The following is a 26,407-nucleotide window of genomic DNA, read 5'->3' on the forward strand; positions in this document are numbered from 1 at the left end:
CTATCTTACAAATTTTCCCAGTCGAATTCTTCAGCATCTTTGCGAAGCAATTCTTGTGCATTGCGCAATTTTTCAGTAATTTTCACAAAGATACGGAAGTCATCAAAGATGGCATCCAATTTCTTGATGACATCAAGGTCAACCAAGTCGCCACTTGGGTTAAATGCTTGAAGAGAGTGTGAGAGCAAGAATTCATCTGGTAGAACATTTGCCTTGATTTCAGGAGCGTTCAAGATTTGACGAAGTTGCAATTGGGCACGAGATGAACCAAGTGTACCATATGAAGCACCAGTGATCATGATTGGTTTGTTCAAAAGTGGGTAGATTCCATAAGATAGCCAAGCAAGAGCACTCATCAAAACTGCAGGGATAGAGTGATCGTACTCAGGAGTACCGATAATGACACCATCAGATGCTTCGATTTTAGCAGCAATTTCAAGAATTTCAGCAGGAAGAAGTTTATCCGCTGGTTTGTTGAAAACAGGAATATCCTTGATTTCAACGAGTTCAATTTCAGCTTTATCAGCAAAGTGTTTTTGCATGTATTGGAGCAATTGGCGGTTTGTAGAACGTTTAGAGTTCGTTCCAACAATGGCAATAAGTTTTAGCATGAGATTTCCTTTCTCTTTTTACATAATACAATTTTGAAGGCCTGAAGAACATGCAATGCGTCCCTCTTTGTCGATGAGAATGGCTTCAATACCATCTAAACTTTCGACTTGCCAGAGGATAGAAGCGCTTCGTTCTCCGAAAAGGCGCGTTGTCCAAATCTCACCATCAACGGATTTATCAGAGATAATCGTTAGGCTAGCGAGTTCGGTTTCGACAGGGAATCCTGTCTCACTATCAAAGATATGGTGATAGTCTTTTCCATCTACTGTCAGGTGGCGTTCATAGATACCTGAAGTGACAACGGATTTGTTAGAAGCAGGAATGGTTAGGAGATGATTGCCACGAGGATTTCGCGGATCTTGAATACCGATTTGCCAGGCTTTCCCTTCTTTGGCTTGATTGTTCCCGATGGTGAGGATATTTCCTCCGAGATTGATCAAGGCAGAAGTGACTCCGTGTGCTTTTAAATACTGAGCAACCTTATCTGCACTATAGCCTTTAGCTAAGCAACCTAAATCAAGCTTCATCCCTTTCTTCTCTAAAAAGACAGTAGAGCTAGTCGGATCTAACTTGATAAAATGTGGGTCAACTAGAGGCAAGACAGCTTCGATTTCGTTTAGCTCTGGGAGTCGGGCATCTGAAAAGCCAATTCGCCAGGTTTGAATCAAGGGACCAATACTGATATTGAGGTGGCTAGATGGAGCTAGGCTGTGTTCTAATCCAAGAGCAATCAGTTCAAACAGGTCAGGATGGACCTTTACAGGTGCAATTCCAGCCCGATGATTGATTTCCATCAGTTCGGATTCTTGACTGTTGGCGTTGAAGCGGTACTCGAGTTCTTTGAGCAAATCAAAGGCTCCTTGAAGCAGGCAATCGGCCTGTTCATCTACTAATGAAATGGTGATAGTTGTTCCCATTAGCCGTTCAGAACGTGAACGAAGAGGCAAGCTACCAACTCCTTTCTACTTCATAGGAAATCTTCTAAGTTATGTTAAATTCTATGATGATTTAACCCCTTACATTTTCTTTCCATGTTTCTAGCATAACATAAAGTCAGCGTTTTCACAAATAATTTTTGACAAAAAGTCAAGAAATATGCTTAAAAAATATAAAATATGGGATAGGAACTCAAAACAATTAATATAATAAGGCTCTTTTTACTGAAAAAAAGAGAAATCTAAGCAAATTCCTTGTAAACGCTAACAGTAAATGTTATACTAGAAAGGTAAATCATAAATTAAAGGTAGGAATTTTTCTATGAGTAAAATCGTTGTAGTTGGTGCTAACCACGCTGGTACAGCATGTATCAATACTATGTTGGACAACTTCGGACATGAAAATGAAATCGTTGTATTTGACCAAAACTCAAATATTTCATTCCTTGGTTGTGGAATGGCGCTTTGGATCGGGGAACAAATTGATGGCCCAGAAGGTCTCTTCTACTCTGATAAAGAAAAATTGGAAGCAAAAGGTGCTAAAGTTTACATGAACTCACCAGTTCTTTCAATTGACTACGATAATAAAGTTGTGACTGCAGAAGTTGAAGGTCAAGAACACAAAGAATCTTACGACAAATTAATCTTTGCGACTGGTTCAACTCCAATCTTGCCTCCAATCGAAGGTGTTGAAATTGTTAAGGGTAACCGCGAATTCAAAGCAACACTTGAAAATGTCCAATTTGTTAAGTTGTACCAAAACGCTGAAGAAGTTATTGAGAAACTTGAAGACAAGAGCAAACACCTTGAGCGCATTGCCGTTGTTGGTGGTGGTTACATCGGTGTAGAACTTGCTGAAGCCTTCGAGCGTCTTGGAAAAGAAGTGGTTCTAGTAGATATCGTAGACACTGTCTTAAATGGTTACTATGACAAAGACTTCACTCAAATGATGGCGAAGAACTTGGAAGATCATAACATCCGCTTGGCACTAGGTCAAACAGTAAAAGCAATCCAAGGTGATGGTAAAGTTGAACGCCTGGTAACAGACAAAGAAACATTTGATGTGGATATGGTGGTTCTTGCAGTTGGTTTCCGTCCGAACACGGCCCTTGCTGATGGTAAGATTGAACTCTTCCGCAACGGTGCCTTTCTTGTAGATAAGAAACAAGAAACATCTATTCCAGGTGTATACGCTGTTGGTGACTGTGCAACTGTTTATGACAACGCTCGTAAAGACACTAGCTACATCGCGCTTGCTTCAAATGCTGTTCGTACTGGTATCGTTGGTGCTTACAATGCTTGTGGACATGAACTTGAAGGAATCGGTGTGCAAGGATCAAACGGTATCTCAATTTACGGACTTCACATGGTTTCAACTGGTTTGACTCTTGAGAAAGCAAAAGCTGCTGGTTATAACGCAACTGAAACTGGCTTTAACGATCTTCAAAAACCTGAATTTATCAAACATGACAACCACGAAGTTGCTATCAAGATTGTCTTTGACAAAGACAGCCGTGAAATTCTTGGTGCTCAAATGGTATCACGTGATTCTGCTATCAGTATGGGAATCCACATGTTCTCACTTGCTATCCAAGAGCATGTGACAATTGATAAATTGGCCTTAACAGACCTATTCTTCTTGCCACACTTCAATAAACCATACAACTACATCACAATGGCTGCACTTACAGCTGAAAAATAAAAAAATGAGCTATCTGGCCTTAAGTTAAGGTCAGATAGTTTTTTAATCATTTTGTACCCATACAATTATGATTTTTTTATCTTGAGGTTCATTCTTTTCTGGCTTAAAATGGAATGGTAGCTACCAATACAAGTAAAGAGGAAAAAGAAATGACTGAAAATCGTTATGAACTAAATAAAAACTTGGCGCAGATGCTCAAGGGCGGTGTTATCATGGATGTACAAAATCCTGAACAGGCCCGTATTGCAGAGGCTGCTGGCGCGGCTGCTGTTATGGCCTTAGAGCGGATTCCAGCTGATATTCGTGCAGCTGGCGGTGTTTCCCGTATGAGTGACCCAAAGATGATTAAAGAAATCCAAGAAGCGGTGAGCATTCCAGTGATGGCCAAGGTTAGAATCGGGCATTTTGTAGAAGCTCAGATTTTAGAGGCCATTGAGATCGACTATATCGATGAAAGTGAAGTGCTTTCTCCAGCTGACGACCGTTTCCATGTGGATAAGAAGGAATTCCAAGTTCCTTTTGTCTGTGGAGCTAAGGACTTGGGAGAAGCCTTACGTCGTATTGCTGAGGGCGCTTCCATGATTCGGACAAAAGGAGAACCGGGTACAGGAGATATCGTTCAAGCCGTTCGTCATATGCGCATGATGAATCAGGAAATTCGTCGTATTCAAAATCTACGTGAAGATGAGCTCTACGTAGCTGCTAAGGACTTGCAAGTCCCTGTTGAATTGGTTCAATACGTCCATGAACATGGAAGATTGCCAGTTGTCAACTTTGCAGCCGGAGGTGTGGCAACACCAGCAGATGCTGCTCTGATGATGCAATTGGGGGCAGAGGGCGTCTTTGTCGGTTCAGGTATTTTCAAGTCAGGAGATCCTGTTAAACGAGCAAGTGCCATTGTCAAAGCGGTGACCAACTACCAAAATCCTCAAATTTTGGCTCAAATCTCTGAAGATCTAGGGGAAGCCATGGTTGGTATCAATGAGAATGAAATCCAAATTCTTATGGCAGAGCGAGGAAAATAGATGAAAATCGGAATATTGGCCTTGCAAGGAGCCTTTGCAGAACATGCAAAAGTGCTAGATAAATTAGGAGTCACTAGTGTCGAAATCAGAAATTTAGATGATTTTCAACAACATCAGAGTGACTTGTCTGGTTTGATTTTGCCTGGCGGTGAGTCTACAACCATGGGCAAGCTCTTGCGAGACCAGGACATGCTGCTTCCTCTAAGAGAAGCTATTCTCAATGGCTTACCAGTCTTTGGAACTTGTGCGGGCTTAATCTTGCTGGCTAAGAAAATTACTTCTCAGGAAGAAAGTCATCTAGCGACTATGGATATAGTAGTAGAGCGTAATGCTTATGGACGCCAACTAGGAAGCTTCTATACAGAGGCAGAATGTAAGGGAGTCGGTCAGATTCCCATGACTTTTATCCGTGGTCCTATTATCAGCAGTGTTGGAGAGGGTGTAGAAATTCTAGCAACAGTTGATGATCAAATCGTTGCAGCTCAAGAACAGAATATGCTGGTAACCTCTTTCCATCCAGAATTGACAGATGATGCTCGCTTGCACCAGTATTTTATCAATATGTGTAAAGAAAAAAGTTGAGAAAAGATTCTCAACTTTTTTACATGTAATAAACAATCGCGATATATTGGAGTGCAGACGCAGCTAGGATAAAGAGATGCCAAATCATGTGGAAATAAGGTTTTTTCTTAGCGTAAAATCCAGCTCCAACTGTGTAACAGAGCCCACCAGTTACCATAAGACTCCAGAAAATTGGTGTTGTTTGACTAATAATGGCAGGAATGATAGCTAGAACCAACCAGCCCATAATCAGGTAAAGAGCAAGGCTGAATTTTTCATTGACCTTTTTAGCAAATATTTTATAGAGGATGCCAAAGATGGTCGTTCCCCACTGAATGGCAATGATCAGATAGCCAAACCAGTTATTCATCAAAGTCAATACGACTGGCGTATAAGAGCCTGCGATAGCCACATAAATCATAGAATGGTCGATGATTCGCAAGACGTATTTGTGGGTCGAACCATAAGCCATAGAGTGGTAAATGGTTGACGAGAGGAACATGAGAAATAGACTGATAACAAAGATAGAAACACCAAAAGATGATAAAAATCCATGTGCTTCATAACTATAGGTGGATGAAATGGGGAGTAGGATGAGCATGATAACGGCACCCACAGCATGGGTCACGCTATTAGCAATTTCCTCTCCAAAACTGAGTTTTTTACTGAGCTTTAGACTGGTATTCATTGGATTTCCTCCTCTTCTTTGCTAAGGATTAAGTTTAGAGTTTGATGATAGAGTTTAACCGTTTGACAGCTGGTTTGGATAATAGGATTTTCTGGATCAATCCCATGGTTCATGTAGTCTACAAAAGCGTCGTAGAGCTGGTCTGAGCTCGCTTGAGTTTGCAGAGTATTGAGGGTCTGAGCGATTTCTTGGATCGAAAAGACAGACTTGAGAGTGGTGATGGCAATCAAACGGGCAATCTGTTTGCGTTGGTATTTTTTCTTGTCTGGCTTTGTCAGGTAACCATGTTTGACATAGTTATTGACCATGGATGCTGTTAGCCCCTTGTCCTTATCTGGAGAGATAGGGGCACAGACTTGATTGACATAGAGTAAAACCTGATCCAGATAGAGGTCAATGTTTGGAATGTCTTCCCATTTTGGGTAGGAAAAGTTAGAATTCATTTCCAACTCCTTTATATCTAGTTTCGATAACTAGATTATAAAATAATAAAAAATAAAAGTCAAGTTTCAACTGCTTGTAGAAAGCTTTAAATTATGCTATGATGAGAGAAAATAGTTAGAAATGAGGGGAAAAGATGGAGATTCGTTTAGCTTTTCCAAACGAAGTAGATGCGATTATGCAGGTGATGGAGGATGCTAAAAAGTGCTTAGCTGAGTCAGGTAGCGACCAGTGGCAAAATGGCTATCCAAATGCCGACATCATTATTGATGATATCATCTCTGGTCAAGCCTATGTGGCCTTAGAAGAGGGAGAGCTGTTAGCCTATGCTGCTGTGGCCAAGAGCCCAGAGGAAGCCTATGAAGCCATTTATGAAGGAAATTGGCAGGGTGGAGAATCAGAATATCTGATCTTTCACCGTATCGCTGTGGCAGCAGATGTCCAAGGACAAGGTGTTGCTCAGACTTTCCTAGAAGGCTTGATTGAAGGTTTTGATTATCTAGATTTTCGTTCAGATACGCATGCAGAAAACAAGGCCATGCAGCATATTTTTGAAAAGCTAGGATTCCAGCAGGTCGGTAAGGTTCCAGTTGACGGGGAACGTTTGGCCTATCAGAAATTAAAAAAATGAAGCAGAAAAAGTACGCAAAAATGCTCTACCCGTCGCCAATTGGGACCTTATCCTTAGTTGCTGACGAGCAATATCTGTATGGAATTTGGGTACAGGACCAGAAGCATTTTGAGAGGGGATTAGGGGATGAAACGATAGAAGAAGTTGGTAGCCATCCTGTATTAGAGCAAGTTATTTCCTATTTAGATACCTATTTCGAAGGCAGTGTTCAGGATCTATCTGACTTACCTTTGGCTCCTATTGGAACAGATTTTGAAAAGCGGGTCTGGGCTTACTTACAGGCCATTCCTTATGGTCAAACAGTAACTTACGGACAAATAGCTCAAGACCTGCAAGTGGCTTCTGCCCAAGCGATTGGCGGAGCAGTGGGACGTAATCCTTGGTCCATCCTTGTACCCTGTCATCGTGTGCTGGGGTCAGGCAATCGTCTGACAGGCTATGCATCGGGAGTCGAAAAGAAAGCCTGGCTCTTGCAACATGAAGGTGTAGTATTTCAAGAAAATAAAAAATAGAAAGAAAAGAAGATGTTAGAATTTATCGAATATCCAAAATGTTCAACTTGTAAGAAAGCAAAAAATGAATTGGATAAACTTGGACTGGAATACCAAAATATCCACATCGTAGAAGAAACCCCAAGTGAAGACGTGATTTTGAACTGGTTGGAAACTTCTGGTTTTGAAGTGAAACAATTTTTCAATACTAGCGGGATCAAATACCGTGAACTGGGCTTGAAAGATAAGGTGGGAAGTTTGTCAAAACAAGAAGCAGCCAAGCTTCTAGCGAGTGATGGCATGTTATTGAAACGTCCAATTTTGGTGGAGAATGGTGCTGTTAAACAAATCGGCTATAGAAAAACCTATGACAACTTAGGTTTGAGATAGTTTTTATTTATCTCCTTGATAGGTAAAATATATAGCCTCCCTGTTTTAAAGTGTGATAAACTAGAAGATAGACAAAGTCTGAGCAGCCCGTAGCAAATAATTTGCTTGCGAGCAGAAGTATGGTAGAATGAATCATTATCAGGAGAGGATGTTTTTATGACTGTTACAACATTTTTAGCATCAGATTGGTACCAAAGTTTGATGCAACTCATTCCGGATGGTAAACTCTTTAGTTTGCGTTCGGTCTTTGATGGAATTCCAAGAATTGTCCAACAACTGCCTACAACCTTGATGTTGACGCTCGGAGGTGCACTCTTTGGTTTGCTACTTGCCTTGATTTTTGCCATTGTTAAGATCAATCGTGTTAAGATTCTATATCCCTTGCAGGCCTTTTTCGTCAGCTTCTTAAAAGGTACCCCAATCCTAGTCCAACTTATGTTGACCTACTACGGAATTCCTTTGGCACTGAAAGCTATCAACCAACAATGGGGAACTGGTTTCAATATCAATGCGATTCCAGCAGCGCTTTTTGCGATTGTGGCCTTTGCTTTTAATGAGGCGGCTTATGCAAGTGAAACGATTCGTGCAGCCATCCTTTCTGTTAATCCAGGTGAAATTGAGGCAGCGCGTAGTTTGGGTATGACTCGTGCGCAAGTTTATCGTCGTGTGATTATTCCAAATGCGGCGGTGGTAGCGACGCCGACTTTGATTAACTCCCTTATCGGTTTGACCAAGGGAACTTCTCTAGCTTTTAGTGCAGGTGTTGTAGAAGTCTTTGCCCAGGCTCAAATTTTGGGTGGAGCCGATTATCGCTATTTTGAACGTTTCATCTCCGTTGCTCTTGTTTATTGGGTAGTCAATATCGGAATTGAAAGTCTCGGCCGTTTCATCGAGAGAAAAATGGCTATCTCAGCGCCGGATGCAGTATCTACAGATGTGAAAGGGGACCTTCGTTAATGATTAAGATTTCGAATTTAAGCAAATCCTTTTCAGGACAAACTGTCTTGGATCATCTGGACCTGGATATTCAAAAGGGAGAAGTAGTGGCTTTGATTGGTTCATCTGGAGCTGGGAAATCAACCTTTCTTCGTAGTTTGAACTACCTTGAAACTCCAGATAGTGGAACGATTCAGATTGATAATTTTAAAGTTGATTTTTCTCAGATTAGCCAAGAAGAGATCCTAACCCTTCGTCGCAAGTTGTCCATGGTTTTCCAACAGTTTAATTTGTTTGAACGCCGAACTGCTCTTGACAATGTCAAGGAAGGTTTGGTTGTCGTTAAGAAATTATCGGACGAGGAAGCAACAAAAATCGCTAAGGAAGAGTTGGCCAAGGTTGGTCTTTCTGACCGTGAAAACCATTACCCTCGCCACTTATCAGGTGGACAGAAGCAACGGGTTGCCCTTGCGCGTGCGCTTGCTATGAAACCAGATGTCTTGCTCTTGGACGAGCCCACTTCAGCCCTTGACCCAGAGTTGGTCGGTGAAGTAGAAAAGTCTATTGCAGACGCTGCAAAGTCAGGTCAGACCATGATTTTAGTTAGTCACGATATGTCTTTTGTAGCCCAAGTGGCAGATAAGATTTTGTTCCTAGATAAGGGGAAAATCATCGAGTCTGGTACACCGGATGAAATCATCAATCATCCGAAAGAAGAACGGACAAAAGAATTCTTCGCTAGTTACAAACGGACTTATATTTGATATAATAGTAAAAGGAAAACTCAGTTAGTTGGACTAGCTGAGTTTACTCTTTAAAAAAGATAGAAACGAGAGAGATCATGCTGCTGCAACTGTTTTCTTTATATTTCGAGAGTTTGATCTTAACGACCATTCTCGTCGTGATTTTTTTAGGGATTTGGATTGGATTGCGAGCTATGTCTGGCGTGGACAAGACAGCCAAGGCCCGTCAAGCCCATCTCTATGATATGATCATGATTGGGGTTTTAGTTATTCCAGTATTATCCTTTGCCGTCATGAGTCTCATTTTAGTTTTCAGAGCATAATGCTTGCTAAATAAACTTTAAACAGTTAGAATAAAGATAGTTACAACAAGAAAGAAGGAATCGAAATGTACGATACGATTATTGTCGGTGCTGGACCTGCGGGAATGACCGCTGCCTTATATGCTGCTCGAAGCAATCTGAAAGTGGCTTTGATAGAAGGTGGTCTGCCAGGCGGGCAAATGAATAACACATCTGACATTGAAAACTATCCAGGTTATGCCAACATCAGTGGACCAGAATTAGCTGAAAAGATGTTTGAACCTCTTGAAAACCTTGGAGTAGAGCACCTTTATGGATTTGTCGAAAAGATTGAAGACTGTGCTGACTATAAGAAGGTGATCACTGATGATCAAGTTTACGAAACCCGTACTGTCATCGTGGCAACTGGGTCAAAACACCGTCTCTTGGGTGTTCCCGGAGAAGAAGAACTGAACAGTCGTGGTGTTTCTTACTGTGCAGTCTGTGATGGAGCTTTCTTCCGTGACCAAGACTTGCTTGTAGTTGGTGGTGGAGATTCAGCGGTAGAAGAAGCTCTCTTCTTGACTCGCTTTGCCAAGACTGTTACCATTGTTCACCGTCGGGATGAACTTCGTGCTCAAAAGGTTTTGCAAGACCGTGCTTTTGCAAATGAGAAAGTCAACTTTATCTGGGATTCTGTCGTCAAGGAAATCAAAGGTGAAAACCGAGTAGAATCTGTCGTATTTGAAAATGTGAAAACGGGTAAGGTAACAGAGCAAGCCTTTGGTGGTGTCTTTATCTATGTTGGTTTGGATCCTGTTAGCGATTTTGTTAAAGAATTGAATATTCAAGACCAGGCAGGCTGGATTGTGACAGACAATCACATGAAAACTGCTGTTGACGGTATCTTTGCGGTTGGGGATGTTCGCCAAAAAGATCTTCGCCAAGTAACAACAGCAGTTGGAGATGGGGCTATCGCTGGTCAAGAAGCCTATAAATTTATTACAGAACATAGTTAAGCAAAAAAGTTTCCAATCAAGTGATTGGAAACTTTTTTATAGTCGGTTTCGAAAAACTTCGTACATGAGAATGGCTGCAGCAACGCTGGCATTGAGGCTTTGAACATGTCCATTCATCGGAATGGTAATCATTTCATCAACCTGTTTTTTGATGTTGCTAGAGATGCCCTTTCCTTCATTTCCGATGATGAGGGCGATTTTCCCTTTTGTATTCCACTTGTGGCAAGGAGTGCCGTTCATATCCGTTCCAAAGGTCCAGAAACCTTCATCTTTGAGTTTATCAAGGGTTTGACTGAGGTTGGTCACTCGGGCAATCGGTACATGTTCAATAGCACCTGTGGCCGTTTTGGCAACGACAGGAGTCACTCCGACAGCACGGTGCTTGGGAATGATGACACCTGAAACATTGGTCGCATCAGCAGTCCTTAAGATAGAACCTAAGTTGTGAGGGTCAGTTAGACCATCCAGAATCAATAGAAGTGGATTTTCTTCTTGTCGTGTTTTGGCAAGGATGTGATCCAGCTCGCTATAGGCAAATTCGGACACTCGTAGAACAAAACCTTGGTGGACAGCGCCTTCGGTCATTTCAGAGAGGGATTTTTTTGAAGTCCAAGAGATGGAGACTTTTTTCTCAGCAGACAGTTCCTTGACTTTCTCAACATTCTTGCCTCTGAGATCTTCTTGGAGGTAAAGTTTATTTCCAGTGTTTGCAAGGAGGGCTTCTGTAACGGCGTGGACGCCATAGACAATATCATTTGTTTTCATGCCTCTATTATAACACAAAACCCCGTCTTGCAACGGGATTTTCTTTATTCGAGGATGAGGAGTCCTTCTTTAACGGCAAAGGGATCTTTTTCATTGATACGATCATAAAACATGATTCCGTTTAGATGATCAATTTCATGTTGGACAACGATGGAGTTGTAGCCTTTGAGCTTGATACGGTGCTTTTCCCCGTCCTTGTCAAAGTAATCAACAGTGACACGGGCATGGCGGACAACATAGCCTGGCACGTTACGGTCAACAGATAGGCAACCTTCTCCTTCGCCAAGAGCAGCGTCCTGAACAGAGTGGGATACGATTTTTGGATTGTACATAATGGCTTGTAAATCGTAGGCTTCCTGTGGAGTTTCACCTTCTTCTACAATATTTGGGACCAAGACGGCAATTATGCGTTTTGAGATATCCAGCTGGGGAGCAGCAAGTCCAACACCACCGCGGAGCCCCATTTTCTCAGCCATAACAGGATCCTGAGAATGTTTGAGGAATTGCATCATTTTTTCACCAAGGATGATTTCCTGGTCAGACAGTGGGAAAGTGACCTCCTCAGCAACTGCGCGTAGAGTTGGATTCCCCTCGCGGATAATATCGTTCATATCAATTAAATGAGCAGCTTTTGTAATACGTTCTATAGCAGACATTTTCTCTCCTTTCATTACCTCTACATGATAACACAAAATAGGCGAGAAAGAAAGTCACAGAAGTTCCTAAAAAATAATATAATAAACGGTATTCCCCTTTTGTCTGTGGTATAATAAAAGAAAAGACTTGCAGTAAAAGCAAGGGGGGATAAAGATGGAAAAGCGGCAAGATAGACGGTCTCATGGTTCTCTTTATGAGGTGTGGAAGACTTGTGTTGATTTCTTTCGGAATTATAAATCTTGGACAAATGCCCAGTTTATTATTGTGTTATTGCTTGCAGTTGCCTTATCCATGGGGGGGAATTTATTAGTTCGAGCAGTACAAGGTAACAAGGGAACAAGTCCGAGTGGTCAAACAGTTGATTCTGCTCGGACGTCTAGTCAGTCCAAGGAAAATGAATCTGGTGAAACGACGGCGCGTATCATGGCAAATGGTGACCTTCTTTATCATATCCCCATCTACCGAACAGCTCTTAAAGAAGATGGAACCTATGATTTCCATGAAAATTTTGAGTATGTAAAACCCTGGCTCAAACAAGCTGATTTGGTGATTGGTGACTTTGAAGGAACGGTGAACAAAGATCACTACTTGGCAGGTTATCCTCTCTTTAATGCACCAGGGGAAGTCATGGATGCTATCAAAGATGCAGGCTACCAAGTTCTAGACTTGGCTCACAATCACATCTTGGATTCTCAAATTGAGGGAGTTGTTTCAACGGCTCAGGCTATTGAAAAGGCTGGAATGACACCTATCGGAGTCTACACACATGAATCCCGTGACCAAGCTCCACTAGTCATCAAGGAAGTAAATGGTATCAAGGTAGCTCTCCTGGCCTATTCTTACGGTTTTAATGGAATTGAGCAGTATATCTCTCAAGAGGATTATAATCGCTATCTTTCTGAACTGAATGAAGATAAGATGAAGGCAGAAATCGAGCGTGCAGAGAAGGAAGCGGATATTACTGTCATCATGCCTCAGATGGGAATTGAGTACCAGCTAGAACCAACGGAAGAACAAAAAACACTGTACCACAAGATGATTGACTGGGGAGCCGATATTATCTTTGGAGGGCATCCTCACGTCGTTGAACCTGCTGAAACGGTTGAAAAAGATGGTGATAAAAAACTGATCATCTACTCCATGGGAAATTTCCTCTCAAACCAACGCATTGAAACCATGCAAGACGAGGAAAATGCCAAGTGGACGGAGCGCGGTGTTCTTATGGATGTGACCATTAAGAAAAAAGATGGCAAGACAAGGATTGAAACTGCCAAAGCGCATCCTACTTGGGTCAATCGGACACCGAAAGGAACTTACTCTCCAGAAGGCTATCCGCTCTTCCTCTATCAGACCTATATCCTAGAGGACTTCATCGAGGGGGGCAGTCACCGTGACAAGTTGGATGAGGCGACCAAGGAACGAATTGACACGGCCTATAAAGAAATGAATGAACATGTAGGGTTGAAGTGGGACTAGCTTGAATCCAGAGGAAGTAAAATGACGATTAAGATTATTGCGACAGATATGGATGGGACTTTGCTGGATCCGAGAGGCCAGCTGGATCTGCCCCGCTTGGAAAAGATTTTAGATCAGCTGGATCAAAGGGATATCCGTTTTGTTATTGCGACGGGGAATGAAATCCATCGTATGAGAGAACTATTGGGACACTTGGCGAGTAGAGTTGTCCTAGTCGTTGCCAATGGTGCTCGTATTTTTGAAAACAATAAACTGATTCAAGCTCAGACCTGGGATGATGCTATGGTTGACAAGGCTCTCGTTCATTTTAAGGGGAGAGAGTGTCGAGATCAGTTCGTCGTAACTGGTATGAATGGTGGTTTTGTCAAGGAAGGAACTGTTTTTACAGAACTTGATAAATTTATGACTCCAGAGATGATTGAAAGACTTTATCAACGAATGAATTTTGTAGAAGATTTTCAATCAGACCTCTTTGGTGGAGTGCTAAAGATGAGTATGGTCGTTGGAGAGGAACGCTCTAGTTCCGTTTTGCAGGAAATCAATGACCTCTTTAATGGTCATATAAGAGCTGTTTCTAGCGGTTATGGTTGTATCGATATCCTACAGGCTGGTGTTCACAAGGCCTGGGGATTGGAAGAATTACTCAAGCGCTGGAATTTGCAATCGGAACAAATCATGGCTTTTGGTGATAGTGAAAACGATGTCGAAATGTTAGAACTGGCTGGGATTGCCTATGCTATGGAAAATGCAGATGATGAAGCCAAGGCAGTTGCAACTGACCTAGCTCCAGCGAACAGTCAGGGGGGCGTTTATCAGGTCCTAGAGAATTGGTTAGAGAAAGAGGGATAAGGTGGCAGTACAGTTATTAGAGAATTGGCTCTTAAAGGAGCAAGAAAAGATTCAAATCAAGTATCGTGAATTGAATCAAGTTTCTGTTATAGAGCCAGATATCATCTTTATCGGAGATTCAATTGTGGAGTATTACCCTCTGCAAGAGTTACTCGGGACTGCTAAGACGATTGTCAATCGTGGCATCCGAGGCTACCAGACGAAACTGTTACTAGAGAATTTGGATGCCCATCTTTATGGTGGTGCTGTGGATCAAATTGTTCTCTTAATTGGGACAAATGATATCGGAAAAGATGTCCCCATGAATGAAGCCTTGGATAATCTTGAGCGAGTTATCCAATCAATTGCCCGAAATTATCCGCTGTCACAGATAAAGCTCCTTTCCATTTTGCCAGTCAATGAGGGAGAAAAATACAAGCAGACCGTTTATATCCGAACCAATGAAAAGATTAGAGAATGGAATCAAGCCTATGAGGCTCTAACATCCGCCTATATGCAGGTAGATTTTGTGCCTGTTTATGACAGTTTGATAGATACAGAAGGACAACTCAAAAAAGACTATACAACAGATGGCCTCCATCTAAGTGTAGCGGGTTATCAAGCCTTATCGGAAGCCTTAAAAGAGTATCTTTTCTAAAGAGGTGGCTTGATTTTGCATTTTTTATGAAGATAGGTTATAATAGTTCTATCCTTTTGGGGTCGTTACGGATTCGACAGGCATTATGAGGCATATTTTGCAACCCGTGTGGCGACGTAAACGCTCAGTTAAATATAACTGCAAAAAATAACACTTCTTACGCTCTAGCTGCCTAAAAACCAGCAGGCGTGACCCGATTTGGATTGCTCGTGTTCAATGACAGGTCTTATGATTAGCGAGATACGATCAAGCCTTGTCTAGTGGTTTGATAAGAGATTAATAGACTCGCAGTTCCTAGGCTTGAGTTATGTGTCGAGGGACTGTTAAAACAATACATAACCTATGGTTGTAGACAAATATGTTGGCAGGTGTTTGGACGTGGGTTCGACTCCCACCGGCTCCATTATTTCTTTGCATTCTTTTGCGCATTCCTTGGTAAAACGTTGTTAAATCAACGTTTTTTATTTTTGTCTTTGGTATTCCTTGGTATTCTTTTGCGGAAAAGGCAGACTCAAAAACAGTCCTTTCTTTGCAGTTGGTAAAAATCTTCTGAACACTGTTTTTAAAAAAAGAATACAAAAAAGGATACAACAGATGTCGTATCCTAGAAATCGTTTTGGTTTTTCTACGGAAGACATGGGATTCGAACCCACGCACGCTGTTACACGCCTACCGCGTTTCCAACACGGCCTCTTAAGCCTCTTGAGTAATCTTCCAATACTTACTCAAATAGTCTACCATAAAGCCACTTATCTTGCAATAAAAATGTTGGAATTGAGAAAAATGATAGAATTTGAAAGAAAATGACAAATAATGCTTGACTTTGCTAGAAAATGTGCTAGAATGAATAGTGTAAACGATAACAGGAGGTGATTTGGTGTTAAAAACTGAGCGGAAGCAACTGATTTTAGAGGAGTTAAATCAACATCATGTAGTTTCCCTGGAAAAATTGGTTAGTCTATTAGAAACATCAGAATCAACGGTACGAAGAGATTTGGATGAGTTGGAGGCGGAAAACAAGCTTCGCCGTGTGCATGGTGGAGCAGAATTACCCCACTCCTTGCAGGAAGAAGAGACCATCCAAGAAAAATCTGTCAAAAACCTTCAAGAGAAGAAACTACTGGCTCAGAAAGCAGCCTCTCTTATTAAGGAACAAGATGTTATCTTTATTGATGCTGGCACAACAACTGCTTTTTTGATCAAGGAATTGGTTAATAAGAATATCACGGTTGTGACCAACTCCATTCACCATGCGGTTCAGTTGGTTGAAAAACAGATTCCAACTGTCATGGTTGGAGGAAGTGTCAAGATGGCAACAGATGCTTGTATCGGTGGAGTTGCTCTTAATCAAATCAATCAATTGCACTTTGACCGTGCCTTTATCGGGATGAATGGTGTCGACGATGGTTATTATACGACTCCAGATATGGAGGAGGGAGCTGTGAAACGTGCTATTTTGGAGAATGCCAAACAAACCTATGTCTTAGTTGATTCGTCCAAAATTGGACAAACTTGCTTTGCCAAGGTAGCACCACTTAAACGAGCTATTGTTATCACAAGTCAAGGGCATGAGCTCTTGCAGGCTATTAAGGAGAAAACGGAGGTAATAGAGGTATGATTTATACAGTCACACTCAATCCATCCATTGACTATATCGTTCGCTTGGACCAAGTCCAAGTTGGTAGTGTCAATCGTATGGACAGTGATGATAAGTTTGCTGGTGGAAAAGGAATCAATGTCAGTCGTGTTTTGAAACGCTTGGGTATTCCAAATACAGCGACTGGATTTATCGGAGGCTTTACTGGTAAATTTATCACAGATACTTTGGCAGAAGAGGAAATCGAGACACGTTTTGTTCAAGTAGCAGAAGATACTCGCATCAATGTCAAGATTAAAGCAGACCAAGAAACAGAAATCAATGGAACGGGTCCAAATGTGGAACCAGCTCATCTAGAAGAATTGAAAGCTATTTTGTCTAGTCTGACAGCAGATGATACGGTTGTGTTTGCAGGTTCGAGTGTTAAAAACCTAGGAAATGTCATCTACAAAGATTTGATTGCATTGACACGCCAGACTGGTGCGCAAGTCGTTTGTGACTTTGAAGGACAGACCTTGATTGATAGTTTAGACTACCAGCCACTATTGGTTAAACCAAACAATCACGAGCTTGGAGCTATCTTTGGAGTGAAACTCGAAAGTTTAGATGAAATCGAGAACTATGCTCGAGAATTGTTGGCTAAAGGTGCTCAAAACGTTATCATCTCTATGGCTGGAGACGGTGCACTTCTTGTCACATCTGAGGGAGCTTACTTCGCTAAACCAATCAAGGGAACAGTGAAAAATTCAGTGGGAGCTGGTGACTCTATGGTTGCTGGATTTACAGGTGAATTTGTCAAATCCAAGGATGCGGTAGAAGCCTTCAAATGGGGAGTGGCTTGTGGAACAGCAACCACCTTCTCGGATGACTTGGCAACAGCAGAATTTATTAAAGAAACATATGAAAAAGTTGAGGTAGAAAAACGATGAAAATTCAAGACCTATTGAGAAAAGATGTCATGTTGCTGGATTTGCAGGCGACTGAAAAAACAGCAGCTATCGAAGAAATGATTCATAGCTTGGTAGATCACGGTTATGTGACGGATTTTGAAACCTTTAAAGAAGGAATCTTAGCGCGTGAAGCTCTAACTTCCACTGGTTTGGGTGACGGAATTGCTATGCCCCACAGCAAGAACTCTGCTGTAAAAGAAGCAACGGTTCTCTTTGCTAAGTCAAACAAGGGTGTTGACTATGAGAGTTTGGATGGGCAACCAACAGACCTCTTCTTCATGATTGCTGCTCCAGAAGGTGCAAATGATACTCACTTGGCTGCCTTGGCAGAATTATCTCAATACTTGATGAAAGACGGTTTTGCTGACAAACTTCGCCAAGTAACATCAGCTGACCAAGTCATCGAACTCTTTGACCAAGCTTCAGAAAAAGCTGAGAAACCTGTTCAAGCACCTGCCAATGAATCTGGTGACTTTATCGTAGCTGTTACAGCTTGTACGACAGGTATTGCCCACACTTACATGGCCCAAGAAGCCCTTCAAAAAGTAGCCGCCGAAATGGGTGTTGGGATCAAGGTCGAAACCAACGGTGCCAGCGGTGTTGGGAACCAACTAACATCAGAGGACATCCGTAAGGCTAAAGCAGTTATCATCGCAGCAGACAAGGCTGTTGAGATGGATCGTTTCGACGGCAAACCATTGGTTAATCGTCCAGTTGCAGACGGTATCCGTAAGACGGAAGAGTTGATCAACTTGGCTCTTTCAGGAGATGCTGAAGTTTATCGTGCTGCTAATGGAGCAAAAGCTGCAACGGCATCTAATGAAAAACAAAGCCTTGGTGGTGCCTTCTACAAACACTTGATGAGTGGTGTATCTCAAATGTTGCCATTCGTTATCGGTGGTGGTATCATGATTGCCCTCGCCTTCTTAATCGACGGAGCTTTTGGTGTGCCACAGGATAGTCTTGGCAATCTCGGATCCTACCATGAACTAGCTTCTATGTTCATGAAAATCGGTGGGGCTGCCTTTGGCTTGATGCTTCCAGTCTTTGCAGGATATGTTGCCTACTCTATCGCTGAAAAACCAGGTTTGGTAGCAGGTTTTGTGGCTGGTGCTATTGCAAAAGAAGGTTTTGCTTTTGGTAAAATTCCTTATGCCGCAGGTGGTGAAGCAACTTCAACTCTTGCAGGTGTCTCATCTGGTTTCCTAGGTGCCCTTGTTGGTGGATTTATCGCAGGTGCCTTGGTTCTTGCTATCAAGAAATACGTTAAAGTTCCTCGTTCACTTGAAGGTGCTAAATCAATCCTTCTCTTACCACTTTTTGGAACAATCTTGACAGGATTTGTTATGTTGGCTGTTAACATCCCGATGGCAGCAATCAACACTGCTATGAATGATTTCCTTGGCGGTCTTGGAGGAGGCTCAGCTGTCCTTCTCGGTATCGTTCTTGGTGGAATGATGGCTGTTGACATGGGTGGACCTGTCAATAAAGCAGCCTATGTCTTTGGTACAGGTACGCTTGCAGCGACTGTTTCCTCAGGTGGTTCTGTAGCCATGGCAGCAGTTATGGCTGGAGGAATGGTGCCTCCACTTGCAATCTTTGTCGCAACTCTTCTTTTCAAAGATAAATTTACCAAGGAAGAACGCAACTCTGGTTTGACCAACATCATCATGGGCTTGTCATTTATCACCGAGGGAGCAATTCCATTTGGTGCAGCAGACCCGGCTCGTGCGATCCCAAGCTTCATCCTTGGTTCTGCAGTTACAGGCGGACTCGTTGGTCTTGCAGGTATCAAACTCATGGCGCCCCACGGAGGAATCTTCGTCATCGCTCTTACTTCAAATGCCCTTCTTTACCTTGCTTCAGTCTTGGTAGGAGCAATCGTAAGTGGTGTGGTTTATGGTTACTTACGTAAACCCCAAGCATAAAAATTAGATATAAAATGAAAAGATTGTACCGATTGGTGCAATCTTTTTCTCTTTTCGAAATGGCTGTGAAATATGGTATAATAGAAGAATGGCAAACAAGAATACTACAAAAACAAGACGGAGACCGTCTAAAGCAGAACTCGAAAGAAAACAGGCTATTCAGAGGATGCTGATTTCCTTAGGAATTGCCTTATTGTTGATTATTGCAGCTCTCAAACTCGGTGCAGCTGGTATCACTCTTTATAATCTCATTCGACTGGTGGTCGGAAGTTTGGCCTATGTGGCCATTGGTGCCCTTCTCATTTATCTTTTTCTTTTTAAATGGATACGCAAGCAAGAGGGGCTTCTGTCAGGATTTCTCTGTATCTTCGCTGGCTTACTCTTAATTTTTGAGGCTTATCTTGTCTGGAAGTTTGGCTTGGAGCAGTCAGTTCTAAAAGGGACCTTGGCTCAAGTTATGACGGACCTGACTGGTATCCGGGTGACTAGCTTTGCTGGTGGAGGCCTGCTAGGTGTCGGACTTTATATCCCCATTGCCTTTCTTTTCTCAAATATCGGCTCCTACTTTATTGGAGTTCTTTTGATTCTAGTTGGGGCTCTCTTGGTCAGTCCTTGGTCTATCTATGATGTTGCAGCCTTTATTGGAGCTCAGTTCAGATCCTTCATGGAAAAACAGGAACAGAGAAAACAGGAACGCTTTATCAAGAGGGAAGAAGAAAAGGCTCGTCAAGAAGCTGAAGAAGCTGCCAGAATTCAGAGAGAACAAGAAGAACAGGATGCACTATCGCTTCCTCCTGTAGATCCTGAAACTGGAGAAATCTTATCAGAAGTACCAGTCTATGATCTCCCCCCAATTCCTGAGGAAGAATGGATTGAACCGGAGATTATCCTTCCTCAAGCTGACTTTGAAGTTCCAGATGTGGAAGAAGACTTTGAGGATGAAGAGGTGCAGGTTGATTTTTCTGCCAAGGAAGCCCTCGAATACAAGCTACCAAGCTTGCAACTCTTTGCGCCAGATAAACCCAAAGATCAGTCCAAGGAAAAGAAGATTGTTCGAGAAAACATCAAAGTCCTAGAAGAAACCTTTGCTAGCTTCGGTATCAAGGTAACGGTTGAACGGGCTGAAATCGGCCCATCAGTAACCAAGTATGAAGTCAAGCCAGCAGTCGGCGTACGGGTTAACCGCATTTCCAATCTGGCAGACGACTTAGCGCTAGCTCTAGCAGCCAAGGATGTTCGGATAGAGGCTCCTATACCTGGTAAATCCTTAGTCGGAATTGAGGTTCCTAACTCTGAGATTGCGACTGTTTCCTTCCGTGAACTCTGGGAGCAGTCTCAGACTAAACCAGAAAATCTCCTCGAAATTCCTCTAGGTAAGGCTGTCAATGGAACTGCTCGTACCTTCGACCTTTCCAAGATGCCCCACCTACTGGTTGCAGGTTCGACGGGTTCAGGGAAGTCAGTCGCAGTTAACGGTATTATCGCCAGCATTCTTATGAAAGCAAGACCAGATCAGGTCAAGTTTATGATGGTGGATCCAAAGATGGTTGAGTTGTCTGTTTACAACGACATTCCCCATCTCTTGATTCCAGTTGTGACTAATCCACGCAAGGCCAGCAAGGCTCTGCAAAAGGTTGTCGATGAGATGGAAAACCGTTATGAACTCTTTGCTAAGGTTGGAGTACGAAATATCGCTGGTTACAATGCTAAGGTCGAAGAATTTAATAGCCAGTCTGAGTACAAACAAGTACCCCTGCCTTTGATTGTTGTCATTGTGGACGAGTTGGCAGACCTCATGATGGTGGCCAGCAAGGAAGTGGAAGATGCCATCATCCGTCTCGGACAGAAGGCGCGTGCTGCAGGGATTCACATGATTCTCGCAACACAGCGCCCATCGGTTGATGTCATCTCTGGTCTCATCAAAGCCAATGTCCCTTCTCGAGTAGCTTTTGCAGTTTCATCGGGAACAGATTCACGTACCATCTTGGATGAAAATGGAGCTGAAAAACTGCTTGGTCGAGGAGACATGCTCTTTAAACCAATTGATGAAAATCACCCGGTCCGTCTACAAGGATCCTTCATCTCGGATGATGATGTTGAACGCATCGTAAACTTCATCAAGGCTCAGGCGGATGCGGACTACGATGAAAGCTTTGACCCAGGAGAAGTTTCTGAAAATGAAGGAGACTTTTCTGACAGTGAAGCTGGTGGCGATCCGCTTTTTGAAGAAGCAAAGGCTCTGGTTATCGAGACACAGAAAGCCAGTGCTTCGATGATTCAGCGTCGTTTGTCAGTTGGATTTAACCGTGCGACCCGCCTGATGGAAGAACTCGAAATGGCAGGTGTCATCGGTCCAGCTGAGGGAACCAAACCACGAAAAGTATTGCAGCAATAAAAAAAATAACTTCTTTCCAAATTTGGAAGGAAGTTATTTTTGTGATTACTGATTCGTTTTAGTTTCAGAGCTCGTCGTATTTGACTGTGTTCCGTTATCACTTGTTTCTTTATTTGTAGCAGGTGTAGAAGAGTCCTGAGTTGTTGTTTTCTGCTCTTCTTTTTTCTCTTCTTTCTTGTTTGATTGAGAAGTTTCTTCTTGCTGAGTATTTTCTTTAGTAGAAGTGTTGTCCTTGTTAGGTGTAGTATTTTCCTGAGGGGATTCCTTTTGAATTTCCTTGACAACAGTTGTTTGGGTTGTCGTCGGTTCTTTTTTGTTATTCTTGTTATTATCCATGGCGTTCATGATGGTGATAGTAGCGGTGATGAGACCAAGGATACTACCGATGGTAGCAATCGTTTTTTGAAAGACAGTAAATCCCTTTTTGATGTGTTCTGTTTTTGGTTTTGAAGTTCTATGATAGTTAGACATGATACTCTCCTTTAATTATGATTTATTATACCTCATTTCTTTAAAAAAATCTTAAAAAAAGAGAAAACTCCCTTTCTTGTCGCAGGTCTCTTTTCGTGATACAATAGAAGGAGTGATTTTAGAAAGCGTAAGAAAACATGATTTACTTTGATAATTCGGCGACAACTAAGCCTTATCCTGAAGCACTAGAAACTTATACTCAGGTCGCTTCAAAAATTGTAGGAAATCCATCCAGTCTCCATCGTTTGGGAGACCAGGCAACACGAATTTTAGATGCTTCCCGGCAGCAAATTGCAGATTTGATTGGGAAGAAAAGTGATGAAATCTTCTTTACATCTGGTGGAACAGAAGGGGATAACTGGGTCATCAAGGGTGTAGCCTTTGAAAAAGCCCAGTTTGGCAAGCACATCATCGTATCAGCTATTGAGCATCCAGCAGTCAAGGAGTCAGCACTCTGGCTGAAAAGTCAAGGGTTTGAAGTGGATATTGCCCCAGTTGATGAGAAAGGATTTGTGGATGTTGAGGCGCTAGCAAGTTTGATTCGACCTGATACGACCCTCGTTTCCATCATGGCAGTTAACAATGAAATTGGGTCTATCCAACCTATTGAGGCTATCTCAGAACTTTTGGCAGACAAGCCGACCATTTCCTTCCATGTTGATGCGGTTCAGGCACTTGCAAAAATTCCAACTGAAAAGTATCTGACTAATCGAGTGGATTTTGCGACTTTCTCTAGTCACAAGTTTCACGGAGTTCGAGGTGTTGGATTTATCTATATCAAGTCTGGTAAGAAAATTACGCCTCTGTTGACTGGTGGTGGTCAGGAGGGGGACTATCGTTCGACAACTGAAAATGTGGCAGGGATTGCAGCGACAGCCAAGGCTCTCCGGTTATCTATGGAAAAGTTAGATATCTTTGCTAGTAAGACAGGGCAGATGAAAGCAGTCATTCGCCAAGCTCTTCTGGATTATCCAGATATTTTTGTCTTTTCAGATGAGGATGACTTCGCCCCTCATATTCTGACTTTTGGGATTAAGGGTGTTCGTGGAGAAGTCATCGTCCATGCCTTTGAAGACTATGATATTTTCATTTCAACGACCTCTGCTTGTTCGTCCAAGGCTGGAAAACCTGCGGGTACCTTGATTGCCATGGGAGTGGACAAAGATAAGGCGCAGTCAGCTGTGCGCCTAAGTCTAGATCTGGAAAATGATATGAGTCAGGTCGAGCAATTCTTGACCAAGCTAAAATTAATTTACAATCAAACTAGAAAAGTAAGATAGGAGCATTTATGCAGTATTCAGAAATTATGATTCGCTACGGAGAGTTGTCAACCAAGGGCAAAAACCGTATGCGGTTCATCAATAAACTTCGTAATAATATTTCAGACGTTTTGTCCATCTATCCTCAAGTTAAGGTAACCGCTGATCGTGACCGTGCCCACGTTTACCTGAATGGAGCCGATTACACAGCAGTAGCAACATCTCTCAAGCAAGTATTCGGGATTCAAAACTTTTCTCCAGTTTACAAAGTTGAAAAGTCTGTTGAAACTCTCAAAGCTGCCGTGCAAAAGATTATGCAAGACATCTACAAGAAGGGCATGACCTTTAAAATCTCTAGTAGACGTAGCGACCACAGCTTTGAATTGGACAGTCGTGAACTTAACCAAACCCTTGGTGGTGCTGTTTTTGACGTAATTCCAACTATTCAAGCCCAAATGAAAAACCCTGATATCACTCTTCAGGTGGAGATTCGTGAGGAAGCTGCTTATCTTTCCTATGAAACCATTCGTGGAGCAGGTGGTTTGCCAGTGGGAAGTTCTGGTAAGGGGATGCTCATGTTGTCAGGAGGTATTGATTCACCTGTAGCAGGTTATCTTGCCCTTAAACGTGGGGTAGATATCGAGGCGGTTCACTTTGCTAGCCCACCATACACTAGCCCTGGCGCTCTCAAAAAAGCCCAAGATTTGACCCGTAAATTGACCAAGTTTGGTGGCAACATCCAATTTATCGAAGTGCCTTTTACTGAGATTCAAGAAGAAATCAAGGCCAAGGCGCCAGAAGCCTACCTCATGACCTTGACGCGTCGGTTTATGATGCGGATTACTGACCGTATTCGTGAAGTGAGAAAGGGTCTGGTCATTATCAATGGGGAGAGTCTAGGTCAAGTAGCGAGCCAGACCTTGGAAAGCATGCAGGCTATCAACGCTGTGACCAACACTCCCATCATTCGTCCCGTGGTTACTATGGACAAGTTGGAAATCATTGACATCGCGCAGGAAATCGATACCTTTGAAATTTCAATCCAGCCTTTTGAAGATTGCTGTACTATTTTTGCACCTGACCGTCCTAAGACCAATCCTAAGATAGAGAATGCAGAGCAGTATGAAAAACGCATGGATGTTGAAGGTTTGGTTGAGCGAGCAGTGGCTGGTATCATGATCACTGAGATTACACCTCAGGCTGAAAAAGATGCTGTCGACGAGTTAATTGACAACCTCCTCTAATCAGAAAATCCAGAAGAATTCAGAATATTAAGTAAGAAAAGTTAGTTATTTATCCTTAAAATGGACATTTACTGACTTTTTTTCTATTTTTATGGTATAATGAGATAAAATTTTGAATATAGAGAGTTTTCTGACAATGAATCATTCTTACTTTTACTTAAAAATGAGAGAACATAAACTCAAGGTTCCTTATACAGGAAAGGAGCGTCGTGTGCGTGTTCTCCTGCCAAAGGATTATGAGAAAGATACAGACCGTTTTTACCCTGTTGTTTACTTTCATGACGGGCAAAATGTCTTTTACAGTAAGGAGTCCTATATCGGACACTCTTGGAAAATTATTCCAGCCATTAAGCGGAACCCTGACATCAGTCGCATGATTGTTGTAGCCATCGACAATGATGGTTTGGGGCGGATGCATGAGTATGCGGCTTGGAAGTTTCAAGAATCTCCTATCCCAGGCCAGCAGTTTGGTGGTAAGGGTGTAGAGTATGCCGAGTTTGTCATGGAGGTGGTCAAGCCTTTTATTGATGAGACCTACCGTACTAAAGCTGATCGGCAGCATACGGCTATGATTGGCTCTTCACTAGGAGGCAATATTACCCAGTTTATCGGACTAGAATACCAAGACCGAATTGGTTGTCTGGGTGTCTTCTCATCTGCTAACTGGCTTCACCAAGAAGCCTTTAACCGCTACATCGAGCGCAAGAAATTGTCGCCTGAACAGCGCATTTTTATCTATGTTGGAACGGAAGAAGCGGATGATACGGACAAGACTCTGATGGCTGGCAATATCAAGCAAGCCTATATCGACTCATCGCTTCGCTATTATCATGATTTGATTGCAGGTGGAATACACTTGGATAATCTTGTCTTGAAAGTTCAGTCTGGTGCTATCCATAGTGAAATCCCTTGGTCAGAAAATCTGCCAGACTGTCTCCGATTTTTTGCAGAGAAATGGTGAGTTAGGAAAGGAGAAAGCCAATGCATATTGAAAACCTTAGCCACTGGAGTGGCCACCTCAACCGTGAAATGTACCTCAACCGTTATGGACATGCTGGGATTCCAGTTGTGGTTTTTGCTTCATCTGGTGGCAGTCACAATGAATACTATGATTTTGGCATGATTGATGCCTGTGCTTCCTTTATCGAAGAAGGTCGTGTTCAATTCTTTACCCTATCCAGTGTGGACAGTGAAAGCTGGTTGGCCACTTGGAAAAATAGTCATGATCAAGCGGAGATGCATCGAGCTTACGAACGTTATGTGATTGAGGAGGCGATTCCTTTTATCAAGCATAAGACAGGTTGGTTTGATGGCATGATGACGACAGGTTGCTCCATGGGGGCTTACCATGCACTCAATTTCTTTCTCCAGCATCCAGATGTCTTTACCAAGGTGATTGCCCTCAGTGGTGTTTACGACGCACGTTTCTTCGTCGGAGATTACTACAATGATGATGCTATTTACCAGAACTCGCCTGTAGATTATATCTGGAATCAAAACGACGGATGGTTTATCGATCGTTACCGTCAGGCAGAAATCGTCGTTTGTACGGGCCTTGGTGCCTGGGAACAAGACGGTCTACCATCTTTCTATAAGCTCAAAGAAGCCTTTGACCAGAAACAAATTCCAGCCTGGTTTGCTGAATGGGGACACGATGTCGCCCACGACTGGGAATGGTGGCGTAAACAAATGCCCTATTTTCTTGGGCACCTGTATCTATAAAA

Annotated in this window: 28 protein-coding genes, 1 tRNA gene and 1 other RNA gene; 22 read left to right on the forward strand and 8 right to left on the reverse strand. The window is 42.5% G+C overall.

What is annotated here, in order from left to right; translation table 11 throughout:
- Nucleotides 1–5 precede the first annotated feature (5 nt).
- A complete protein-coding gene (locus D8852_RS05035) occupies nt 6–611 on the reverse strand; it encodes an NADPH-dependent FMN reductase (RefSeq protein WP_000915929.1) in 606 nt (201 codons plus the stop codon).
- Between the two features lie 18 nt (nt 612–629).
- The gene (locus D8852_RS05040; protein WP_125425219.1) at nt 630–1,559 is read right to left on the reverse strand and encodes an FAD:protein FMN transferase; all 930 of its coding nucleotides are present in this window, start codon (nt 1,557–1,559) and stop codon (nt 630–632) included.
- 310 nt (nt 1,560–1,869) lie between these two features.
- Here D8852_RS05040 and nox point away from each other — a divergent pair, with 310 nt between their 5' ends.
- The 3 genes from nox to pdxT all read left to right on the forward strand — a co-directional run bounded on the left by nox (nt 1,870) and on the right by pdxT (nt 4,856).
- Nucleotides 1,870–3,249: a H2O-forming NADH oxidase gene (nox, locus tag D8852_RS05045; RefSeq protein ID WP_061453802.1), complete on the forward strand. Its 1,380-nt coding sequence runs from the start codon at nt 1,870–1,872 to the stop codon at nt 3,247–3,249.
- A gap of 149 nt (nt 3,250–3,398) precedes the next feature.
- Nucleotides 3,399–4,274 carry a pyridoxal 5'-phosphate synthase lyase subunit PdxS gene (gene pdxS, locus D8852_RS05050; RefSeq protein ID WP_125425220.1) on the forward strand — a complete coding sequence of 292 codons (876 nt, stop codon included), beginning with the start codon at nt 3,399–3,401 and terminating at the stop codon, nt 4,272–4,274.
- Nucleotides 4,275–4,856 carry a pyridoxal 5'-phosphate synthase glutaminase subunit PdxT gene (pdxT, locus tag D8852_RS05055; protein ID WP_061416487.1) on the forward strand — a complete coding sequence of 194 codons (582 nt, stop codon included), beginning with the start codon at nt 4,275–4,277 and terminating at the stop codon, nt 4,854–4,856.
- A 19-nt stretch (nt 4,857–4,875) separates the two neighbouring features.
- On the opposite strand, the gene trhA is transcribed toward pdxT, so the two are convergent.
- The gene (gene trhA / locus D8852_RS05060) at nt 4,876–5,523 is read right to left on the reverse strand and encodes a PAQR family membrane homeostasis protein TrhA (RefSeq protein WP_001097972.1); all 648 of its coding nucleotides are present in this window, start codon (nt 5,521–5,523) and stop codon (nt 4,876–4,878) included.
- Entirely contained in the window at nt 5,520–5,966 is a 447-nt protein-coding gene (locus D8852_RS05065) for a DUF1836 domain-containing protein (RefSeq protein WP_125425221.1), read from the reverse strand. Before D8852_RS05065 ends, trhA begins: the two co-directional genes overlap by 4 nt.
- 134 nt (nt 5,967–6,100) lie before the next feature.
- Here D8852_RS05065 and D8852_RS05070 point away from each other — a divergent pair, with 134 nt between their 5' ends.
- From D8852_RS05070 to trxB, 7 genes are all read left to right on the forward strand, one after another.
- Nucleotides 6,101–6,595, forward strand: a complete 495-nt coding sequence (locus D8852_RS05070) for a GNAT family N-acetyltransferase (RefSeq protein ID WP_125425222.1) — start codon at nt 6,101–6,103, stop codon at nt 6,593–6,595.
- Nucleotides 6,592–7,107 (forward strand): methylated-DNA--[protein]-cysteine S-methyltransferase, encoded by a 516-nt coding sequence (locus D8852_RS05075; RefSeq protein ID WP_125425223.1) that lies wholly within the window; start codon nt 6,592–6,594, stop codon nt 7,105–7,107. Before D8852_RS05070 ends, D8852_RS05075 begins: the two co-directional genes overlap by 4 nt.
- Before the next feature lie 12 nt (nt 7,108–7,119).
- A complete protein-coding gene (locus D8852_RS05080; protein WP_125425224.1) occupies nt 7,120–7,476 on the forward strand; it encodes an arsenate reductase family protein in 357 nt (118 codons plus the stop codon).
- Nucleotides 7,477–7,632: 156 nt separating this feature from the next.
- Complete coding sequence (locus tag D8852_RS05085) at nt 7,633–8,433, forward strand: amino acid ABC transporter permease (RefSeq protein WP_000219159.1); 801 nt, start codon at nt 7,633–7,635, stop codon at nt 8,431–8,433.
- Nucleotides 8,433–9,176 carry an amino acid ABC transporter ATP-binding protein gene (locus tag D8852_RS05090; RefSeq protein WP_038805010.1) on the forward strand — a complete coding sequence of 248 codons (744 nt, stop codon included), beginning with the start codon at nt 8,433–8,435 and terminating at the stop codon, nt 9,174–9,176. Before D8852_RS05085 ends, D8852_RS05090 begins: the two co-directional genes overlap by 1 nt.
- A 77-nt stretch (nt 9,177–9,253) precedes the next feature.
- Complete coding sequence (locus D8852_RS05095; protein WP_000926602.1) at nt 9,254–9,478, forward strand: DUF4059 family protein; 225 nt, start codon at nt 9,254–9,256, stop codon at nt 9,476–9,478.
- A gap of 65 nt (nt 9,479–9,543) precedes the next feature.
- Nucleotides 9,544–10,455, forward strand: a complete 912-nt coding sequence (gene trxB / locus D8852_RS05100) for a thioredoxin-disulfide reductase (protein WP_125425225.1) — start codon at nt 9,544–9,546, stop codon at nt 10,453–10,455.
- Nucleotides 10,456–10,491: 36 nt separating this feature from the next.
- On the opposite strand, the gene rlmB is transcribed toward trxB, so the two are convergent.
- Both rlmB and def read right to left on the reverse strand, forming a co-directional pair.
- Complete coding sequence (gene rlmB, locus D8852_RS05105; protein WP_125425226.1) at nt 10,492–11,220, reverse strand: 23S rRNA (guanosine(2251)-2'-O)-methyltransferase RlmB; 729 nt, start codon at nt 11,218–11,220, stop codon at nt 10,492–10,494.
- A 44-nt stretch (nt 11,221–11,264) separates the two neighbouring features.
- Nucleotides 11,265–11,876, reverse strand: a complete 612-nt coding sequence (gene def, locus D8852_RS05110) for a peptide deformylase (RefSeq protein WP_084946269.1) — start codon at nt 11,874–11,876, stop codon at nt 11,265–11,267.
- 154 nt (nt 11,877–12,030) lie between these two features.
- Between def and D8852_RS05115 the strand changes: the two genes are divergently transcribed.
- The 4 genes from D8852_RS05115 (at nt 12,031) to ssrA (ending at nt 15,245) form a co-directional block, all read left to right on the forward strand.
- Entirely contained in the window at nt 12,031–13,353 is a 1,323-nt protein-coding gene (locus D8852_RS05115; RefSeq protein ID WP_125425227.1) for a CapA family protein, read from the forward strand.
- Between the two features lie 21 nt (nt 13,354–13,374).
- Nucleotides 13,375–14,202, forward strand: a complete 828-nt coding sequence (locus tag D8852_RS05120; protein WP_125425228.1) for an HAD family hydrolase — start codon at nt 13,375–13,377, stop codon at nt 14,200–14,202.
- A 1-nt stretch (nt 14,203) separates the two neighbouring features.
- Nucleotides 14,204–14,839: an SGNH/GDSL hydrolase family protein gene (locus D8852_RS05125; protein WP_084946267.1), complete on the forward strand. Its 636-nt coding sequence runs from the start codon at nt 14,204–14,206 to the stop codon at nt 14,837–14,839.
- Between the two features lie 58 nt (nt 14,840–14,897).
- Nucleotides 14,898–15,245: a transfer-messenger RNA gene (gene ssrA, locus D8852_RS05130) on the forward strand.
- 222 nt (nt 15,246–15,467) lie between these two features.
- Here the strand turns inward: ssrA and D8852_RS05135 are convergent.
- A tRNA-Ser gene (locus tag D8852_RS05135) sits at nt 15,468–15,555 on the reverse strand.
- Between the two features lie 161 nt (nt 15,556–15,716).
- Between D8852_RS05135 and D8852_RS05140 the strand changes: the two genes are divergently transcribed.
- The 4 genes from D8852_RS05140 (at nt 15,717) to D8852_RS05155 (ending at nt 21,709) form a co-directional block, all read left to right on the forward strand.
- A complete protein-coding gene (locus D8852_RS05140) occupies nt 15,717–16,457 on the forward strand; it encodes a DeoR/GlpR family DNA-binding transcription regulator (protein ID WP_042767735.1) in 741 nt (246 codons plus the stop codon).
- Nucleotides 16,454–17,365 (forward strand): 1-phosphofructokinase, encoded by a 912-nt coding sequence (gene pfkB / locus D8852_RS05145; protein ID WP_125425229.1) that lies wholly within the window; start codon nt 16,454–16,456, stop codon nt 17,363–17,365. Before D8852_RS05140 ends, pfkB begins: the two co-directional genes overlap by 4 nt.
- Entirely contained in the window at nt 17,362–19,314 is a 1,953-nt protein-coding gene (locus D8852_RS05150) for a PTS fructose transporter subunit IIABC (protein WP_125425230.1), read from the forward strand. Before pfkB ends, D8852_RS05150 begins: the two co-directional genes overlap by 4 nt.
- 88 nt (nt 19,315–19,402) lie before the next feature.
- Nucleotides 19,403–21,709, forward strand: a complete 2,307-nt coding sequence (locus D8852_RS05155; RefSeq protein ID WP_125425231.1) for a DNA translocase FtsK — start codon at nt 19,403–19,405, stop codon at nt 21,707–21,709.
- A gap of 45 nt (nt 21,710–21,754) precedes the next feature.
- On the opposite strand, the gene D8852_RS05160 is transcribed toward D8852_RS05155, so the two are convergent.
- Entirely contained in the window at nt 21,755–22,180 is a 426-nt protein-coding gene (locus tag D8852_RS05160; RefSeq protein WP_125425232.1) for a DUF6556 family protein, read from the reverse strand.
- A 137-nt stretch (nt 22,181–22,317) separates the two neighbouring features.
- Here D8852_RS05160 and D8852_RS05165 point away from each other — a divergent pair, with 137 nt between their 5' ends.
- The 4 genes from D8852_RS05165 (at nt 22,318) to D8852_RS05180 (ending at nt 26,405) form a co-directional block, all read left to right on the forward strand.
- Nucleotides 22,318–23,460 carry a cysteine desulfurase family protein gene (locus D8852_RS05165; RefSeq protein WP_125425233.1) on the forward strand — a complete coding sequence of 381 codons (1,143 nt, stop codon included), beginning with the start codon at nt 22,318–22,320 and terminating at the stop codon, nt 23,458–23,460.
- Between the two features lie 8 nt (nt 23,461–23,468).
- Nucleotides 23,469–24,683, forward strand: a complete 1,215-nt coding sequence (thiI, locus tag D8852_RS05170; RefSeq protein WP_125425234.1) for a tRNA uracil 4-sulfurtransferase ThiI — start codon at nt 23,469–23,471, stop codon at nt 24,681–24,683.
- A 136-nt stretch (nt 24,684–24,819) separates the two neighbouring features.
- The gene (locus D8852_RS05175) at nt 24,820–25,644 is read left to right on the forward strand and encodes an alpha/beta hydrolase (RefSeq protein ID WP_096407716.1); all 825 of its coding nucleotides are present in this window, start codon (nt 24,820–24,822) and stop codon (nt 25,642–25,644) included.
- A gap of 20 nt (nt 25,645–25,664) precedes the next feature.
- The gene (locus D8852_RS05180) at nt 25,665–26,405 is read left to right on the forward strand and encodes an esterase family protein (RefSeq protein ID WP_007521488.1); all 741 of its coding nucleotides are present in this window, start codon (nt 25,665–25,667) and stop codon (nt 26,403–26,405) included.
- Nucleotides 26,406–26,407 lie beyond the last annotated feature (2 nt).

The sequence above is a fragment of the Streptococcus mitis genome, from assembly GCF_003942695.1.
GTDB classification, from domain to species: domain Bacteria; phylum Bacillota; class Bacilli; order Lactobacillales; family Streptococcaceae; genus Streptococcus; species Streptococcus mitis_BD.